The sequence below is a fragment of the Pseudomonas sp. D5(2026) genome (assembly GCF_057766845.1).
In genome coordinates this window covers 1,747,025-1,764,063 of the sequence record NZ_CM173421.1, presented here as the reverse complement: position 1 = coordinate 1,764,063, position 17,039 = coordinate 1,747,025, and the positions used below count along the sequence as shown (strand labels likewise).

Annotated in this window: 13 protein-coding genes and 5 pseudogenes; 8 read left to right on the top strand and 10 right to left on the bottom strand. The window is 62.6% G+C overall.

What is annotated here, in order from left to right; genetic code table 11:
* Positions 1-2 precede the first annotated feature (2 nt).
* Both pvdN and AC3B5Q_RS08210 read left to right on the top strand, forming a co-directional pair.
* Complete coding sequence (gene pvdN / locus AC3B5Q_RS08215) at positions 3-1,292, top strand: pyoverdine-tailoring periplasmic protein PvdN (RefSeq protein WP_021784833.1); 1,290 nt, start codon at positions 3-5, stop codon at positions 1,290-1,292.
* A 64-nt stretch (positions 1,293-1,356) separates the two neighbouring features.
* Positions 1,357-2,478, top strand: a complete 1,122-nt coding sequence (locus AC3B5Q_RS08210; RefSeq protein WP_021784832.1) for a cupin-like domain-containing protein — start codon at positions 1,357-1,359, stop codon at positions 2,476-2,478.
* A 74-nt stretch (positions 2,479-2,552) separates the two neighbouring features.
* Here AC3B5Q_RS08210 and AC3B5Q_RS08205 read toward each other — a convergent pair whose 3' ends face one another.
* The 3 genes from AC3B5Q_RS08205 to AC3B5Q_RS08195 all read right to left on the bottom strand — a co-directional run bounded on the left by AC3B5Q_RS08205 (position 2,553) and on the right by AC3B5Q_RS08195 (position 6,043).
* Complete coding sequence (locus AC3B5Q_RS08205) at positions 2,553-3,944, bottom strand: aspartate aminotransferase family protein (protein WP_053870493.1); 1,392 nt, start codon at positions 3,942-3,944, stop codon at positions 2,553-2,555.
* A gap of 87 nt (positions 3,945-4,031) precedes the next feature.
* Entirely contained in the window at positions 4,032-5,363 is a 1,332-nt protein-coding gene (locus AC3B5Q_RS08200; protein ID WP_135192733.1) for an ATP-binding protein, read from the bottom strand.
* A complete protein-coding gene (locus AC3B5Q_RS08195) occupies positions 5,360-6,043 on the bottom strand; it encodes a response regulator (protein ID WP_004576176.1) in 684 nt (227 codons plus the stop codon). Before AC3B5Q_RS08195 ends, AC3B5Q_RS08200 begins: the two co-directional genes overlap by 4 nt.
* A gap of 257 nt (positions 6,044-6,300) precedes the next feature.
* On the opposite strand from AC3B5Q_RS08195, the pseudogene AC3B5Q_RS08190 reads away from it, so the two are divergent.
* Both AC3B5Q_RS08190 and AC3B5Q_RS08185 read left to right on the top strand, forming a co-directional pair.
* Positions 6,301-6,948, top strand: a pseudogene (locus AC3B5Q_RS08190) (DUF6861 domain-containing protein); the annotation flags it as partial.
* Positions 6,949-7,056: 108 nt separating this feature from the next.
* Entirely contained in the window at positions 7,057-7,674 is a 618-nt protein-coding gene (locus AC3B5Q_RS08185) for a GAD-like domain-containing protein (RefSeq protein ID WP_103444708.1), read from the top strand.
* 88 nt (positions 7,675-7,762) lie between these two features.
* Here the strand turns inward: AC3B5Q_RS08185 and AC3B5Q_RS08180 are convergent.
* Both AC3B5Q_RS08180 and AC3B5Q_RS08175 read right to left on the bottom strand, forming a co-directional pair.
* Positions 7,763-8,254, bottom strand: a pseudogene (locus AC3B5Q_RS08180) (two-component sensor histidine kinase); the annotation flags it as partial.
* Positions 8,154-8,401: pseudogene (locus AC3B5Q_RS08175) on the bottom strand (winged helix-turn-helix domain-containing protein); the annotation flags it as partial. The pseudogenes AC3B5Q_RS08180 and AC3B5Q_RS08175, both read right to left, overlap by 101 nt.
* Positions 8,402-8,526: 125 nt before the next feature.
* Between AC3B5Q_RS08175 and AC3B5Q_RS08170 the strand changes: the two are divergent.
* From AC3B5Q_RS08170 to AC3B5Q_RS08155, 4 genes and pseudogenes are all read left to right on the top strand, one after another.
* Positions 8,527-9,057: pseudogene (locus tag AC3B5Q_RS08170) on the top strand (DUF6861 domain-containing protein); the annotation flags it as partial.
* A gap of 3 nt (positions 9,058-9,060) precedes the next feature.
* Positions 9,061-9,183 (top strand): annotated as a pseudogene (locus AC3B5Q_RS08165) (polymorphic toxin type 15 domain-containing protein); the annotation flags it as partial.
* 18 nt (positions 9,184-9,201) lie between these two features.
* On the top strand, positions 9,202-9,819 hold the full coding sequence (locus AC3B5Q_RS08160; protein ID WP_028698362.1) for a GAD-like domain-containing protein: 618 nt from the start codon (positions 9,202-9,204) through the stop codon (positions 9,817-9,819).
* Between the two features lie 22 nt (positions 9,820-9,841).
* Positions 9,842-10,468, top strand: a complete 627-nt coding sequence (locus tag AC3B5Q_RS08155) for a GAD-like domain-containing protein (protein WP_003254259.1) — start codon at positions 9,842-9,844, stop codon at positions 10,466-10,468.
* A 16-nt stretch (positions 10,469-10,484) separates the two neighbouring features.
* On the opposite strand, the gene AC3B5Q_RS08150 is transcribed toward AC3B5Q_RS08155, so the two are convergent.
* From AC3B5Q_RS08150 to AC3B5Q_RS08130, 5 genes are read right to left on the bottom strand one after another with little or no spacing between them, the layout of a single operon-like run.
* A complete protein-coding gene (locus AC3B5Q_RS08150; protein WP_028698363.1) occupies positions 10,485-11,051 on the bottom strand; it encodes a nucleotidyltransferase family protein in 567 nt (188 codons plus the stop codon).
* Positions 11,048-12,019, bottom strand: a complete 972-nt coding sequence (locus AC3B5Q_RS08145; protein ID WP_028698364.1) for an XdhC family protein — start codon at positions 12,017-12,019, stop codon at positions 11,048-11,050. Before AC3B5Q_RS08145 ends, AC3B5Q_RS08150 begins: the two co-directional genes overlap by 4 nt.
* 3 nt (positions 12,020-12,022) lie before the next feature.
* A complete protein-coding gene (locus tag AC3B5Q_RS08140; protein WP_028698365.1) occupies positions 12,023-13,234 on the bottom strand; it encodes a cytochrome c in 1,212 nt (403 codons plus the stop codon).
* Between the two features lie 2 nt (positions 13,235-13,236).
* Complete coding sequence (locus AC3B5Q_RS08135) at positions 13,237-13,773, bottom strand: (2Fe-2S)-binding protein (protein ID WP_003254265.1); 537 nt, start codon at positions 13,771-13,773, stop codon at positions 13,237-13,239.
* Entirely contained in the window at positions 13,766-16,597 is a 2,832-nt protein-coding gene (locus tag AC3B5Q_RS08130; RefSeq protein ID WP_053870492.1) for a xanthine dehydrogenase family protein molybdopterin-binding subunit, read from the bottom strand. Before AC3B5Q_RS08130 ends, AC3B5Q_RS08135 begins: the two co-directional genes overlap by 8 nt.
* Positions 16,598-17,039 lie beyond the last annotated feature (442 nt).

Sequence of the window (17,039 nt, the reverse complement as noted above, 5' to 3'; positions counted from 1 at the left end):
TTATGAACGACCGCCGCAACTTTCTCAAACGGGCTGGCCTCCTCGCTGCCGGTCTGCCGCTCGCCGGCCATCTGCTACCCGGTGCCGAGGCCGCCACGCCGATACCGAGCGCCGGCAACCGAAGATGGGCCGATTTTCGCCGCCTGTTCGAACTCGACCCGAACTATGCGCACTTCGCCAACTTCCTGATCACCTCTCATCCAAGACCGGTACGCGAAGCCATCGAGGCCCTGCGTGCACGTTTCGACCGTCACCCGGCGCTGATGGTCGACTGGGATGCCCAGTCGGAGTGGAAGCACGAGGCTGAGGTACGCCAATGGGCGGCACGCTACCTGGAGGTGGCGCCACGCCAGATTGCCCTGACGGGCAGCACTACCGAGGGCCTGGGTTTGATTTATGGCGGCATCAAGCTGGCACCCGGCCAGGAAATCCTGACCACGGTGCACGAGCATTCCGCCGCACGGCAAACCATGAACTACCGCAGCGCCCGCGATGGCAACCCGGTACGCAGGCTGCGTCTGTTCGAGCAACCCTGGCAGGTGAGCACCGACCAGGTGCTGGGGACCTTGCGTGCGGCCATTTCCCCGCAAACACGCGTGCTGGGCATGACCTGGGTACATTCGGGCAGCGGGGTGAAACTGCCGGTTGGCGAAATCGGTGCGCTCGTACGCGAGATCAATCAGAACAGGGACGAACGCGACCATATCCTGTATGTAATCGACGGAGTTCACGGGTTTGGCGTCGAGGACATGCGCTTCGCCGACCTGAACTGCGACTACTTCATCTCCGGGACCCACAAGTGGATGTTCGGTCCCCGGGGGACAGGCATCATCTGCGCCGCATCCTCGGCACTGGGGCAACTGCAACCGAGCATCGCCACCTTCTCGGAAAACGAAGACTTCGCCACCATCATGAGCCCGGGCGGCTACCACGCCTTCGAGCACCGCTGGGCCCTGGGCAAGGCGTTCGAACTGCACCTGCAAACCGGCAAGGCTGCCGTGCAGGCACGCATCCACGCTCTCAACGACTACCTGAAGCAACAGCTGGAAAGCCTGCCTGCCATCGAACTGGTGACGCCGCGCAGCAGCACCCATTCGGCGGGCTTCACCTTCTTTCGCGGCAAAGGCCAGGATGCCGACGAGCTGGCCAGGTACCTGACTAGCCAACGCATCATCGTCGACGCCGTGTCACGCGATGCCGGGCCAGTGGTGCGCACTGCGCCGGGTTTGCTGAATACCGAAGCGGAAATCGACCGCTTGGTCGAAGTACTGCGCCAACGCCTGCGCGCCTGACAACCCGGGCGCGGCCACACGCGCCCATGCCAACCCTGCACAACGACAACCGACGAGGCTTACCGTGGACCTTCAGCGCATACTCGAAAAACTGTTCGTCAATGCCCATGCCGTCGGCATCGAAGGCGTGTTCCAGTTCGACTTCGGCCAGGGACTCAGCTACTGGTCCGAGGTATGCGACAACACGTGCACCGGGCGTGGCCGGCATGACACGCCGGACGTCACCCTCGAGGTGGCCGAAGAAGACTTCCTCGGCATCATGGCGGGCACTGTCGACGTCGAGGAACTGTTCGCCAGTGCACGCCTGAAAATTACCGGCAACATGGGCCTGGCAACCTTGCTGCCGCAGGTCATCAGCAGCGCGCGGCAAGGCGCGACAGCCAGCAAGGCAGCGATGAACCAGCGCTATCCCACGCCAGCACGTCACAGCGAACACATCTCGGCAGCCCAACCTTTGCTGCATGCTGTACGACGCCTGTCACGGGCCGAAATGCCACCGTCGCGCTTCGATCGAGAGCACCTGGCAACGGGCTTGCCAGTGGTGCTGAGCGACGCCCTTGGCGATTGGCCGCTGTTCACCATGGGCCGCGACGCCTCGCTGGCACACTTTGCCGAGCTACAGGGCATTACCCGGCATGGTGATTATGTGAAGAAGACCTTCTCCACTGATCGCGACTTTCGCGCCACCTCCATGGCTGATTTCATCGCGTCGCTGGACCAGCCGGTCAAGCCTGGCGAGCCCCCCGCCTATATGGGAAACAATATCGTGCCGGAAAAGCTCCAGGCCCTGATCCGCTACCCGGACTACTTCGAACGCCAGCGCTTCATTCCACCGCGTATCTGGATCGGCCCCAAAGGCACGCTTACACCGCTGCACCGGGATGATACCGACAACCTGTTCGCCCAGGTCTGGGGGCAGAAATCGTTCATCCTGGCAGCACCGCACCATCGCGCCGCACTGGGCACCTGGTCAACCAGCCCGAAGGGCGGCCTGGACGGCTGTGATTTCAACCCCGACGCCCCCGACTACGAGCGTTTCCCCGAAGCCCGTGAGGTGCCCTTCCTGCGTGTGGTGTTGCAGGCCGGCGACTTGCTGTTCCTGCCCGAGGGCTGGTTCCACCAGGTAGAGTCAGTGTCCACGTCGCTGTCCGTGAACTTCTGGGTAGACTCCGGACGCGGCTGGTAACCGGCGTGACGGCAACCTGGTCTTGATGGGCCATTGGCGCAGGCGATGGGCCGCGAGGCGGCCCCGACAAAGGTTCAGACTGCCGCGATCAACGCCTCTGCAAAGCGCTGAGCCACGTCATCGATCTGTTCAGCGCTGATGATCAACGGCGGCAGGAAGCGCACCACCGCGCCATGCCGCCCGCCCAGCTCCAGAATCAACCCGCGCTTGAGGCATTCGCGCTGCACCGTGGCCGCCAGCTCATGGTTGGCCTGCGGGTACCCCAACGCATCCCGTTCGCCCTGCGGCGCGACCAGTTCGACCCCAAGCATCAAGCCACGCCCGCGTACATCACCCAACTGCGGATAGTCACGTTGCAATTGCTGCAGGTGCTGGCGCAGGCGCAGGCCCATGGCTTCGGCATGCTCGGCCAGGCGATGCTCGACCAGATAGTTGATCACCGCAGAGCCGGCCGCCATGGCCATCTGGTTGCCACGGAAGGTACCGGCATGCGCACCCGGCTTCCAGGTGTCCAGCCAGTCGCGATAGACCACTACCGCCAGCGGCAGGCTGCCACCGATGGCTTTGGACAAGGTGACCACATCGGGCACGATACCGGCGTGCTCGAAGGCAAACATGCGCCCGGTACGGGCAAAGCCGCTCTGGATCTCGTCAACGATCAACGCCACGCCCGCCTGCTCGGTAATGCGCCGCACGCCCTTGAGCCATTCGATGTCGGCCGGAATGACCCCGCCCTCACCCTGCACCACTTCGAGGATCACGGCAGCGGGCAGCGGCACACCGCTTTCCGGGTCGAGCAGCAGGTTTTCCAGGTAATGCAGGTTGGCCTTGACCCCGGCTTCACCGCCCAGGCCGAACGGGCAGCGGTAATCGTAGGGGTACGGCATGAACTGCACACCGCTGCTCAGCAACGCCCCCAGTGGCTGCTTGGGGCCAAGGCTGCCCATCAGACTCAGCGCGCCCTGGCTCATGCCATGGTAGGCGCCATGAAAGGCCAGCACGGTGCTGCGCCCGGTTGCGCCACGCACCAGTTTGAGCGCCGCTTCAACGGCGTCGGTACCGGTCGGGCCGCAGAACTGCACCTTGGCCTCGCGACGCAGCGCCTCGGGCAGGATGCCGAACAGGTCCTGGACGAAACGGTCCTTGACCGGTGTGGTCAGATCGAGTGTATGCAGCGGCAGTTCGTCAGCCAGCACGCGCTGGATTGCCTCGATCACTACCGGGTGATTATGCCCCAGCGCCAAGGTGCCAGCGCCAGCCAGGCAGTCGATGAACTGGCGGCCTTCGACATCTTCGACATGAATGCCCCGGGCGCGCTTTAGCGCCAGCGGGATGCGCCGCGGGTAGCTGCGGGCGTTGGACTCTTGCTGTTGCTGGCGTTGTAGCAAAGGCGAATCGGTGAATTCGTACAAAGGTTGCGGCACGCTGGCCGGAACAACCCGGGCAAGGCTGGAAGCGGTGGACATGGGTGAATCCTCGCAAGCAAGCGGATGGGCGGTTATCGCTTTGGAAACGCTTGAGTGCGGGGAGGATTTAGCGGTTGTTACTGGATTTTATTTCTGTCTGTGCCCAGGACGCGCCGGTACCTGCAAGAAGACCCGCAAGCCGTCACTACGGCTGTCAAAGCGCAGGCTGCCGGCACACCGCTGCACGATCGCCTGCACAATCGCCAGCCCCAATCCGCAACCACCACTCTGCCCATTACGCCAGAAGCGCTCGGTCAGGTGCTCAAGGTCCGCTTCGGCAATCCCTGGCCCGTGGTCGCGCACCATGAAGCCCACCTGGCCGTCCGCCATCTGCACGTCCAGCTCTACGGCTTCATCGCCGCCATGACGCAAGGCGTTGTCCAGCAGGTTGCGCAGCGCTGCCACCGCCAACGGAGCGGGCATGCCCAGGTAGATCTGCGTGGATTCTTCAGGCAAACGCAGCACGATACGGCGATTGTCACCCCCTCCGGCGTCCTGCACCGCCTGATGGGCCACCTGCTCGGCACTGCACTGCACGCCGTCCTCGAATGACAGGCTGCCTTCCACCCGCGCCAGCATCAGCAACTGCTCCAGCGTGCGGTGCATGCGGTCGGTGCCCTGCTCGGCATGCTCCAGCGCCTGCTCGCGCACCGCACCGTCGGTCATGCGTGCCACCTGCAGGTGGGTCTTGATCGCGGTCAGCGGGCTGCGCAGTTCATGCGCGGCATCATCGGTCAGGCGCCGCTCACGCTCGAGGGTCTGAGCAATGCGCCGGAACAGCTGGTTCTGGGTTTCCAGCAACGGCTGCAACTCGCTGGGCATGCCCGCCACCTGCAGCGGTTCGACACTGTCTGCACGCCGGCGGCGCAAGGCATCACGCATGCGGTTGAGCGGCTCCAGGCCCTTGCCAAGGCCGATCCACAACAGCCCCAGGCTGCCGAGCAGGGCCATCAGTACCGGCGCCGATGCCGCCAGCAGAATCGACTGGTTCAGCGCCTCGCGCTCCATGTGCCGGTCGGCCGTGGTGATGCGCACATCGCCGTGGTTGTAGGTGAAGGTGCGCCAAAGCGCATCGTCGATGGTCTGGTCACGGAACCCACTGCGCTCGTCGTCCATGGCGCCATCGTGCTTGTGGTTGCTGGCAAGGATCTCGCCACGCAGCGAGGTGACCTGGCAGGCCATGCCATCCGGTACGCTGAACTGGTCGGCGGAAATATGCGCCTCCCCGCCCTTGGCGGTCAGCGGCTGCGGCAACTGGTCGATCAGCCCGGCGACCATACGCGCCGACGCCACCAGGCGCTGGTCGAGGGAAAACATCATCTGCTGGCGCAGGTCTCGCAGCATCCACGCGGCGGCCAGTGCCCAGATGATCACGAAGGCACTGCCGAGGATCAGGCTCAGGCGTACCCGCAGGCTCATGATGCAGCCTCTTGCGGTGCCTGCGCCGGACCCAGCCGGTAGCCCAGGCCACGCACGGTCTCGACAATGCCGTTACCCAGCTTGCGGCGCAGGTGGTGGATGTGCACGTTCAGGGCGTTGCTCTCGACTTCGTCGCTGAAGCCGTACACGCAGTCTTTCAGTTGCTCGCTGGACAGCACTCGCCCGGGGTTCTGCAGCAGCGCCTGAAGCAGGGCCTGCTCGCGGCGGGACAGGTCGACATGCTGGCCGGCCAGGGTCGCCTCGCAGCTGCTCGGGTCATAGCGCAGCGGGCCGTGCTCGATTACGTTCACCGCCCGCCCGGCCACCCGCCGCAGCAAGGTATGCAGGCGTGCGGCCAGCTCGCGCAGATCGAAGGGCTTGAGCAGGTAATCGTCGGCACCGGCCTGCAAGCCATCGACACGATCGGTGACGGCATCGCGGGCGGTGAGCACCAGTACCGGCAGGGTCTCGCCTTTTTCGCGCAGGCGGCGCAGCAGCTTGAGGCCGTCTTCGTCGGGCAGGCCGAGGTCGAGGATCATCACGTCGAACTGCGCGGCCTGCAGCATTGCCCGCGCAGCGGCGGCATTGCCCACCCGGTCCACGGTCAGGCCCTGGGCGGTGAGACCGGCGCAGATGCCGGCGGCGATCAGGTCGTCGTCCTCGCAGAGCAGAACGTGCATGGTGGGGCTCCCGGAGTGGTCTGGCTGGTATTGCACCTTGGGCGGATTAAGGGGGGATTATGGACCTTTTGGGGAGGGTTGGGGCAGATCGAGCGCCGTGCGGGTCGCCACCCTTCCCCTCGCAGCCTCAACCCCAATTCCCGAGCTTCTCGAACACAACAGAAACGAAGTCGCCCTTTCCTACAACTGACCCAGAAACCTCTGATCCGAATCCATGATGGGATTTCCCCCTGCACGCGCTGTCAGGGAGACACCTCATGTACCTGGATTACCTCGTGCCCTCCTGGCACGAGATCGAGTCACGTGTCATCGCCATGGTGGGCTACCCAAGCGGTGGCCAGTTCCGCACCGGCCTCAATGAAGAAGTCGCCTCACTGGGCCTCAACCTGCGCCGGATCGAAGCTGTCCGCACAGCCTTCTACCACGCCGAATGGCAGGCGGCGAACATGCTACGCCAGCGCTTCGCCGACCTCGACATCAACAGCATCATCGACGAACTGCTGAGGGTCGTGCAGCAGATGGCGATGATCGTCATCGGCAGCACCGTTACCGGCGGCCTGCTTGGCGCGGGGGTTGGCGCATTCACTGGCGGCGCCGGAACCATTCCGTTCGCTGGCGCAGGCGCGGCCATGGGCCTCAAGGTCAGCGGCTGGATCCTCGGTGCGCTGGGGCTGGCCTCCATTGCCGAGTTCTTCGTCGAGGGCTTGCCGCATATCGGCGAGTACTACGTCGATGGCATCCGCTTCGCCTGGGAAGGTACCTGCGGCAATGAAGGCACCGGCCCGTTCTGCCGGGACGACCCCTATGCGATATCCCGGGCCACGCATCAGATTGCCCAAGGCCATGTGGAAGTCGTGGTGCTGTTGTTGGGGGCAATCGTGTCGTACCTCACCCGCGGGCGCGGCGGGTAGGAGAGCTGACAAGATCAGTCGAAGAACAAGCCAAAGATGGCCGTGCATCAGGCTTTTTAAATGTCAGACTGCACAAATGCTAACAAGATAAGGAGCGCGACAATGGACGAATTTTTCTCCCTCTTCATAGAAGAAATGGGCGAGCCGATTTTCAGGCAGGAGGTGCCACCTTCTAGCATCGAGCGCTACAGCGGTAAATTGCCGAAGAAACTGTTGGAATACTGGACCGAGCACGGATGGTGCGGATATGGTGATGGAATATTCTGGACGGTCAATCCGCAAGACTACGAGGGCGTAGCCGCCTCATTCATAGAAGGCACTGCGCTCGAAGGGCGAGATACCTACCATGTCATCGCTCGGGGCGCCTTTGGTGATCTCTATCTGTACGGAGAAAATTCCGGGTTTTCATTAGACATCGTAGCCCACACTTCACAATACTGCAGCAGAGTGAATGAACTTGATGCAGGCAACATGGACAAGGAGGTGCAAGGCTTCTTTCTATTGGTCGAGCGGGAGTCCAACGACTTTGGCGATTTATTCGAGCCTGCATATAACAAGTTAGGCAAACTCGATCATGATGAGATGTATGGTTTCGTTCCAGCCTTGGCATTCGGTGGCCCCTGCGATCTTGCCCACCTAGAAAAAGTCAAAGCTGTCGAGCACTTAGTACTACTTGCACAGATCTCCACCCTCGAACCCTATAGCTTTTCTGACTTCTAAACACAGTATTGGCTGTGAAAAGCGGCGGATGAGATGCACGGCTTCGTCCGGCGTTGATACTGGATGCGTCTGCCAGCCTGGCCATTCCTGCATGCTCCAGCGCTTGCTCGCGCACCGCACCGTCGGTCAGCCGCCGCTCACGCTCAAGGGTCTGGGCAATGCGCCGGAACAGCTGGTTCTGGGTTTCCAGCAACGTCTGCAACTCGCTGGGCATGCCCGCCACCTGCAGCGGTTCGAGACTGTCCGCACGCCTGCTGCGCAACGCATCACGCACGCAGTTGAGCGGCTCCAGGCCCTTGCCAAGGCCGATCCACAACAGCCCCAGGCTGCCGAGCAGGGCCATTAGTACCGGCGCCGATGCCGCCAGCAGAATCGACTGGTTCAGCGCCTCGCGCTCCATGTGCCGATCGGCCGTGGTGATGCGCACATCGCCGTGGTTGTAGGTGAAGGTGCGCCAAAGCGCATCGTCGATGGTCTGGTCACGGAACCCGCTGCGCTCGTCGTCCATGGCACCATCGTGCTTGTGGTTGCTGGCGAGGATCTCGCCACGCAGCGAGCTGACCTGACAGGCCATGCCATCTGCGGCGCAGGTGGTGGATGTGCACGTTCAGGGCGTTGCTCTCGACTTCGTCGCTGAAACCGTACACGCAGTCTTTCAGTTGCTCGCTGGACAGCACTCGCCCGGGTTCTGCAGCAGCGCCTGGAGCAGGGCCTGCTCACGGCGGGACCCAATTCCCGAGCTTCTCGAACACAACAGAAACGAAGTTGCCCTTTCCTACAACTGACCCAGAAACCTCTGATCCGAATCCATGATGGGATTTCCCCCTGCACACGTTGTCAGGGAGACACCTCATGTACCTGGATTACCTCGTGCCCTCATGGCACGAGATCGAGTCACGTGTCATCGCCATGGTGGGCTACCAAAGCGGTGGCCAGTTCCGCACCAGCCTCAATGAAGAGGTCGCCTCACTGGGCCTCAACCTGCGCCGGATAGAAGCTGTCCGCACAGCCTTCTACCAGGCTGAATGGCAGGCGGCGCACATGCTACGCCAGCGCTTCGCCGACCTCGACATCAACAGCATCGTCGACGAACTGCTGAGGGTTGTGCAGCAGATGGCGATGATCGTCATCGGCAGCACCGTTACCGGCGGCCTGCTTGGAGCGGGGGTTGGCGCATTCACTGGCGGCGCCGGAACCATTCCGTTTGCCGGCGCGGGCGCGGCCATAGGCCTCAAAGTCAGCGGCTGGATCCTCGGTGCGCTGGGGCTGGCTTCCATTGCCGAGTTCTTCGTCGAGGGCTTGCCGCGTATCGGCGAGTACTACGTCGATGGCATCCGCTTCGCCTGGGAAGGCACCTGCGGCAATGAAGGTACCGGCCCGTTCTGGGTCAACTCCAGCATTGGTGCTCAATGGCGAAATAGACTAGCCAGCATCAAAGAGGCCGCGGAAAAATCGCCGAAATTCGGCACCCACTCGACTTACATGAATGTAAGACTTCATAAGTGCTAACGATAAGAGGCATCGCAAATGGATGAGGTATTCTCCATATTCCTTGACAATATAGGCGCGCCTTTTTCCCGTCGAGAGGTGCCCCCATCCAGCATTGATCGCTATAACGGAAAACTTCCAGAGTTGTTACTTGCATACTGGAAAGAGCATGGATGGTGTGGTTTTGGCGAAGGTATATTCTGGCTGGTTAATCCACAGGACTATGAGGGCGTTGTCTCATCCTGGACCGAGGACACCCTCCTTGAAAACCGGGACACTTACCACTTGATTGCCAAAAGCGCTTTCGGCGACCTGTATCTTTGGGGAGAGAACAGTGGCTTTTCAGTAAAAATCACAAGTCTTCTGTCCCGTTACACAGGTGAAAACTGCACACTCACTGAAACGGAAGCAACCAGAGAGGTCCAAAGCTTCTTTCTATCAAGAAAAAAAGAACACAACGACTTTGAAAGCCTTTTTGAGCCCGCGAAGAAAAAGCTGGGCATCTTGAAAGAAGATGAGATATATGCATTTGTTCCTGCATTGATGCTGGGAGGGCGCCCCGACCTCAAAAACCTAGAAAAACTTAAAGCAATAGAGCATTTGATTTTGCTGTCTCAAATCACCAAACTCGAACCCTACAGCTTCTCTGACTTCTGAGCACACAAAAGGACCTAAACGAATGGATGTCATCTTCAGCATTTTCCTGGAAACCTTCGGCGAACCCATCGGCCAGCAACCCGTACCACCTGCCGCTGTCGATCATTACCAAGGCAAACTCCCCAATCGCCTCCTTGAATACTGGCAAGACCACGGCTGGTGCGGCTACGGCGGCGGCTTGTTCTGGCTTGTAAATCCTCAGGAATACCAGGGTGTAGTGGCCTCTTGGTTGGCAGGTACGCACTTCGAAGCATGCGACACTTATCACCTCATCGCCCGCAGCGCTTTTGGCGACCTGTACCTATGGGGTGAGAAAACCGGTTCGGTGCTGACCATCGCGGCCTACCATTCCCGTTACCTCGATGGCGCTCACAGCTCAGGCGACGAAGAACGGGACAACAAGATCCACGGTTTGCTCATGTGGCTGATGACCGAGTGCGTCTACTTCGACGACCTGTTCGAACCTGCCAGGGAACGGCTCGGCACCCTGGGCTCAGACGAAATGTATGGCTTTGTCCCCGCCTTGATGCTGGGAGGCCCAGACAGCCTTGAGCGTCTTGAAAAGCTGAAGGCAGTGGAGCATCTGGTGCTGCTTTCCCAACTGAGCGAACTCGAACCCTATGAACTCACTGGCGAAGAAGATGAATAGCCTTTGACGAACGCATTCAAGGGCGCACCGCATCCGGCCTATCGACATCCTGCAACACACCGGCATCCTGCACCTCTAGCCTGACGCAAACCGCCGGGTTGGCCTTGACCACCGAACGCGCCCCTTCATCACCCTTCAGCCGGGCAAGCGCCGGCCAGAAATCACGCCCGAACAACACCGGATGGCCCTGTCGTCCGGCATGACAAGGCAGGACTATCGTTGACCCACTGGCCTCGCGTGCAAGCAAATCCAGGGTCGCGGACGCCACCCAGGGCATATCACCCAACAGAATCGCTACTGCCTGCGCCTCGCTGTCAGCCAGCGAAGCGGCCCCGGCCGCCAGGCTATGGCCCATGCCCAATGTGAAATCCGGACTGGAGACCACCCTGCACCGCGCTGGCAACCCCAGGTCCACACCTCGCTCCCCTTCACGCAACACCACCCGCACATCATCGAACACTGCGCAGGCGCTCTCTACGCTGTGCACCAGCAAGCTTCGACCGTCAGCCAGCAGCGAACGGCGCTTGTCAGAGCCAAAACGCACACTGCTGCCTGCCGCCAATACCAACGCAACCACGCTCACAGCGCCGCCCGCTCGATGCCGTTGCGCGCACGAAGGATATCGGCCAGTACCGCCAGGGCGATCTCGGCCGGGGTCTTGCTGCCCAGGTTCAGGCCAATCGGCGCATGGATGCGCGCCAGCTCGTCGTAGCCCAGGCCACCAATTCGCTGCAGGCGTTCGCGACGCTTGTCGGAGGTGGCCTTGGAGCCCATCACGCCGATGTAGAACGCTTCGGTACGCACGGCTTCAAGCATGGCCAGGTCATCGATTTTTGGATCATGGGTCAATGCCACCACTGCCGTATCGGCATGGCATCCGCCGTTGGCGATGAATTCCGACGGTAGCTCGCGGCGTACCTCTATGCCATTCAGCACGACGCCGTCGAGCACTTCATCACGCGGCTCGCAAAGGATGACCTCAAAACCCAGCCCCCTGCCAAATTCGGCACAAAAATGCGCCACGCTGGAATAGCCGGCCAGCAGCAGCCGCTGGGCGGCGCCGACACGCAAGCGCACCTGGGCATTTTCCCGTTCGACCCGTGGCCCCTGACTATGGTCATCGAGCAGCTGGCGGGTACCCGTTGGCAGGCTCACCTCACGCAGTACCCGGCGCTGGCCCAGCAGCGCACGTTCCAGCTCACGCAGATGCGCCTGCACCTCGCATTCAACCGGCAGGTTCTCCACCAGTACTTCCAGCACACCGCCACACGGCAGGCGAACGCGCGAACGCGGGTCGCTGCCGTCGCCATAACGCACGATGGCAACCGGCTCCGGAAACTCACCCAGGGCCACACGCTCGAGAAAGTCGTCTTCGACGCAGCCACCGGACAGCGAGCCCAGCCACTGGCCGCTGGCGTTCACCGCCAGCAGCGAACCCGGTGCACGCGGCGCCGAGCCGTAGGTGGCGAGCACCGTGCACAACCATACGCGCTGGCCGTTGCAGGACCACTGCAAAGCCTGACGGACCACCTGTAGATCGAGATGCTGCACGCTTTACTCCGCCTTCAGCTCGGCGAGCTGCTGTACGTTCAGGTCACCGGGCAATCCACCCCAGGCCTGGCGCAGGTAGTTGACCATATCCGTCACCTGTTGGTCATCCAGCTTGTCGGCAAAGCCCGGCATCGGCTGCATGCGCTCGAAGCCGGTGAACTGCTGTTCACGGATGCCCTCGAGGATCACCTTGACCAGATTGCGCGAATCGGCCTGGCGCAGCACGGTGTTGCCGCGCATGGCCACGGCGATGTGCGGTTTGCCCTCGCCGTCGACCCCATGGCAGCCGGCGCAGACGTTCAGGTACTGCTGGTGGCCCCGCTTGGCACTGTCGCTCATCTGCTCCAGGGCAACAGTCTCGATAGCCTTGGCCGGCGGCGGCTGGTCGCCCAGCAGGTAGGTGGCCATGGCCGCAAGGTCTGCATCTTCCAGGTGCTGGGTGCTGTGGTGCACCACCGGGTACATCTCGTTGAACATGCTGCCCTGGGCGCTGATGCCGTGCTTGAGGAAGGTGGTCAGGTCCGGCTGGGTCCAGCCGCGCTCGGCCAGGTCCTGGGCCAACAGGCTTGGCGCCAGGTAGCCACCCAACAGGCCGCCGCTCAGGCGCTGGTCCTGCTGCAGCGCACCGATCGGGTTGCGCGGGGTATGGCATTCGCCACAATGGCCCATGACCTCGACCATGTACTGGCCGCGCTGCCAGGCCGGGCTTTTGCCCTCGGTCGGCTGCAGTTGCACGCTCTTGCCATACAGCATGTTCCAGCCGCTGAGGCCCATGCGCACGTTGAACGGGAAGCGCAGCGCGGTCTGCGGTGCCGGGCGGTTGATCGGCGGTATGGTCATCAGGTAGGCGAGGATCGCGTCCGAATCTTCACGCTTGATCAGGTGGTACGAGGTGTAAGGCATCGCAGGATAGAGGTTGGCGCCGTCCTTGCGCTTGCCCTCGGTGACTGCTGCGAAGAACTCGTCGGCGCTGTAGTTGCCGATGCCGTACTGTTTGTCCGGGGTGATATTGCTGCCATAAATGGTGCCGAACGGCGAATGGATAGGCAGGCCACCCGCATACGGCGCGCCGCCTTCAGCAGTATGGCAGGCCATGCAGTCGGCCGCGCGGGCCAGGTATTCACCGCGCTTGACCTGCGCATCATCGGCCGCCAGGGCAAACGAACTGGCAGCCAGCCCGAGGACCAACGCCGAGGCGCTACGTACGAAACCCATGTTCAACCCTCCTTGACCAGGCCAAGATCATTGAGCACCTTGCGGGTGGCATCGTAGTAACGCACATAGCCTGTGCAGCGGCAGATGTGGTGACCGAGGCTGGCCTCGATGCGGTCTTCCACTTCGCTCTTCTTCAGCGGCTGGCGCTGGGCCGTTTCCACCAGCACGGTAGCGGCGTTGACGAAGCCTGGTGCGCAGTAGCTGCACTGGAAGGCGAACAGGTCGACGAACTTCTGCTGGATCGGGTTGAGCGTCAGGTTGCCGGCCTCGTCTTTTTTGGCATGGCCTTCGATGGTGCGAACCTTCTTGCCTTCGAAGTAATGCGCACCGGTGATGCAGGTGCGCACTTCTTCGCTGGTGCCGTCGGGGTTGTCGACGATCACCACGCAGGCGTGGCAGATGCCCTGGCCGCAGCCCAGGCGCGAGCCGGTGAGGTTCTGGTGTTCGTGCAGGTAGTCGATCATCGCCAGGTCCGCAGGGACCTCGACCGGCCCGACCGGTTGGCCATTGAGCGTCAGTTGCAGTGGACGGTTAGCCATTGAGGGCCTCCTTGATACGGGCTGGGGTGATGGGGAGATCGCGCACGCGCTTGCCGATGGCATGCGCGACGGCATTGCCGATGGCACCGACGACCGGGATCATCACCACTTCGGCGATGCCCTTGGAGGGGTCGGTCGGTGACAGCGGCGGGAGGATTTCGCTGGTCTGCTGCCACACCGCCACATCGCGCGCATGCGGCAGGCGGTAGCGGTTGAAGTTCCAGTCGCCCTCCCCGGGCCCACCCTCGTACAACGGCATTTCTTCGGTCAGTGCATGACCAATGCCCATGGCGATACCGCCTTCGAGCTGGCCCTTGACCAGTTCCGGCACCAGCACCCGGCCACACTCGACCCAACTGTGGTGGTTGAGCACCTGCGTCTCCAAGGTGCCTTTGTTGACCTTGACCTCGACGATGGTCGCCACCGGACTATAGTAGGTGACCATGGCATTGTTCAGCTGGGTGTCGGGGTAGGCCGCATTCTGCCGGTCGAGCAGGTGGTAGCCATGGCTGTTCATCTGCGCCTTCTTGGCATTCACCGCCCCATCGCCGTATTTCACCGCCACCGCGTCGAGCGGTAGACGCTCACGCACGCCGTCGATGACGAAGTCGGCCTCGGCCCAGCTCCAGCGGTTGAAGCCGTGCACACTGGCGCCGGTGACCAAGCCCATGTCGTGGGCCTTCTGTGCGAGCTGGGCGAACGGAATCGGCTGCAGACCGTTACCGGTCAGTTCTCCGTTGACCCACACCGCATTTTCGCGGCGCACCACCAGTGGGTTGGCCTGGCCGCCATATGGGCCCTGGCTCCAGATCGCCATGGCCGCCGGCCACAGGCCATGGTTGAACAGCACACGCGCCGCTTCGCGGGTGGCATGGCTGAAGTAGAAGGCCGAGTTGGTCGCCGACGAGGGCGACGCCAGCTTGCCGACCCAGCGCGGGTTGCGCAGCGCGGCGTCCTGCTCAGGCTGGCTGATCAGGTACGGGTTGCCGCTGGTGCTCAGTTGCAGCTCAGGCCATTCGGTGACTGCCGTCGTTACCTCGTCGGCCGAGCGGCCGAGGAAATCGCTGACCACCAAAGCCTGGGAGGTGGACATGCCGGTACCCAGCTCGGTGCCGATGTGGCGCAGGCTGATACGCCCGTCGCGGCTGAATTCGATGCTGGCCATCGGTGCTTCGGAGCCCGTACCGAAGTCCTTCTGGCAAATGGCAAAGCCCACCCCGTACCAGTGGTCCTGATCCTGCGCGTCCATCTGCCGCTTGCGTGCGTCGCGGTCGCGCCACCATTCATGCACAGCGGCCTTGTCGAGGATCTCGTAAAGCCGCAGCGCGCCCGCCGGCACCGCGCCCTGGGTGTTCTTCATGCCCGATTTCAGCGCGTTGGCGCGGCGCAGGTCGATGGCATCGACCCCCAGGCGGCCGGCGATCTCATCCACCATCATCTCGGTGGCTGCCATGCTCTGCAGGGTGCCATAACCGCGCATGGAGCCGGCCTCGACACCGCGGGAATAGTAGGCAGTAACCGACAGGTCGTTCTGCGGCATGTAGTAGATCGACTGCGCTGCAGTGGCGCCTACGGCTGCCACCGACGGGCTGTAGTTGATGCGCCCGCCGCCGTCGCAGCTCATGTCGGCGCGGAAGATCTTGAAGCTGTTGTCCTTCTTGTCCACCGCCAGCTGGTAGCGGATATCGAAGGCATGGCGCTTGATGCCGCTCTGGAACTGCTCGTAGCGGTCGTTGGCCAGGCGGATCGGCACGCCGGCGCCGTACAGCGCGGCCACCGCGGCATAGAAGACGAAGATATTGTTGTCTTTTGAGCCATAGCCCACGGTGTAGCCCGGGTGCATGTTCAGCGTGTTCAGGGCGAAGCGCGACGGCTTGATCATGTGCACGCATTCTTGCGCCACTTCGAACGGGCACTGGGTGGCGACCACGAAGTGCAGCGTGCCCGTGGCCGGGTCGTACCAGCCGTTGCCGTTGTCCGGCTCCAGCGCGGCAGGTTCGATGGACGGCGTCTTGTAGCGCTCGTCGAACACCAGCCAGTCCTCGGGCGGGTTGTCCAACTGCTCGGCCATGCGCTTGGCGTAGAACAACCCCTGCTCGGTCAGGTCGCCGTGCTGGTTGGGCTGCTTCGACCACACCGGCTTGCGGTTGAGGATGGTGGGGAACAGCATGGAGTTCTTCAGGCTGGAGAACTCATCGTCGTCGAACGGCGTGGCGCCGCCCACCCGCACGAAGCGGAAGCTGCCATAAGGGTCGCGCTGGTACAGCGGCGCCTGGGCACCGTAACGGATCGCCTGCTGATTGAACTGCAGCTTGCGCTTGGCCTGGCGGAAGCGCTCGAAGTCGTGCCAGATCAGGATCGCCACCGGGTGGCCGATGAACATCGGCACCTTGCCGGGCGGCAGCAGCGGGTCGGGCGAATGGGCCTCGGGCCAGGCAATGCCGTCCTGTTCGAGGTCGGCGGCAGTGACGATGCGGTCCGGCTGCAGGTCGGTGCCGAGCAGGCTGAGGTCATGCCCGGCATAGATACGATCAACCGTGGTGGCCTTGAGCAGCAGCGCATGGCCCTGCTGCGCGGGCCACCCGGGCATGTCCTTGGCGCGGATGTCGCGGGCGAACACCTTGTCGCCGCAGACCTTGGACAAGGCATCGTTACGGAAACGCGCCTTGCCATCATGGTTCATCCACTTCTGCGGCGAAGTGGTGACGCGCTCCTCCATCAGCGCGGCGAATGCCTGGCTGCCTAATGGCGCCATGGTCACACCGACACCAGCGATCAGGCCGCCTTGCAAAAAAGCGCGCCGGGAAATATCACGGTTGGACATGTTGGATCCTCTGGGCAGCAGGGGGTCTGCCCTGTTTTTGATTCTAGTACTGGCGGGAAAGCTGACTCGTGCGTCAACTTTACAGCAATTGGGTGGGCATAGGCAAAGTCAAGCCGACAATATGTCGCGGTGTGTCTGGGGTGACGGGCGGGATTGGGGGGGGCTGGTAGGTGTTCGCCTGGGGGGGGCAGCGCCTGGGGTTTTCAGCGCCTGGGGGATCGAGCGCCGCCCGCGCGGCGCATCGCGAGCTGCGCTCGCTCCTACGTTTGTTTTTGGCCAGTAACGCCTGTTACAGGCGCGCGCGACCGCTTTGTTTGTACGACGCGATATCGCGCCATGCGCCAAGGCGTACGCGCGCAAATTTCACAGAAATAACTGGCCCGAAACAAACGTAGGAGCGAGCGCAGCTCGCGATGCGCCGCGCGGGCGGCGCTCGATCCCC

Coding starts and splice junctions, on each gene's coding strand:
- AC3B5Q_RS08160 (WP_028698362.1), top strand. CDS start 9,202: ATGGATGAGGTATTCTCCATATTCCTTGACAATATAGGCGCGCCTTTT.
- AC3B5Q_RS08140 (WP_028698365.1), bottom strand. CDS start 13,234: ATGGGTTTCGTACGTAGCGCCTCGGCGTTGGTCCTCGGGCTGGCTGCC.
- AC3B5Q_RS08185 (WP_103444708.1), top strand. CDS start 7,057: ATGGACGAATTTTTCTCCCTCTTCATAGAAGAAATGGGCGAGCCGATT.
- pvdN (WP_021784833.1), top strand. CDS start 3: ATGAACGACCGCCGCAACTTTCTCAAACGGGCTGGCCTCCTCGCTGCC.
- AC3B5Q_RS08155 (WP_003254259.1), top strand. CDS start 9,842: ATGGATGTCATCTTCAGCATTTTCCTGGAAACCTTCGGCGAACCCATC.
- AC3B5Q_RS08200 (WP_135192733.1), bottom strand. CDS start 5,363: ATGAGCCTGCGGGTACGCCTGAGCCTGATCCTCGGCAGTGCCTTCGTG.
- AC3B5Q_RS08135 (WP_003254265.1), bottom strand. CDS start 13,773: ATGGCTAACCGTCCACTGCAACTGACGCTCAATGGCCAACCGGTCGGG.
- AC3B5Q_RS08205 (WP_053870493.1), bottom strand. CDS start 3,944: ATGTCCACCGCTTCCAGCCTTGCCCGGGTTGTTCCGGCCAGCGTGCCG.
- AC3B5Q_RS08195 (WP_004576176.1), bottom strand. CDS start 6,043: ATGCACGTTCTGCTCTGCGAGGACGACGACCTGATCGCCGCCGGCATC.
- AC3B5Q_RS08130 (WP_053870492.1), bottom strand. CDS start 16,597: ATGTCCAACCGTGATATTTCCCGGCGCGCTTTTTTGCAAGGCGGCCTG.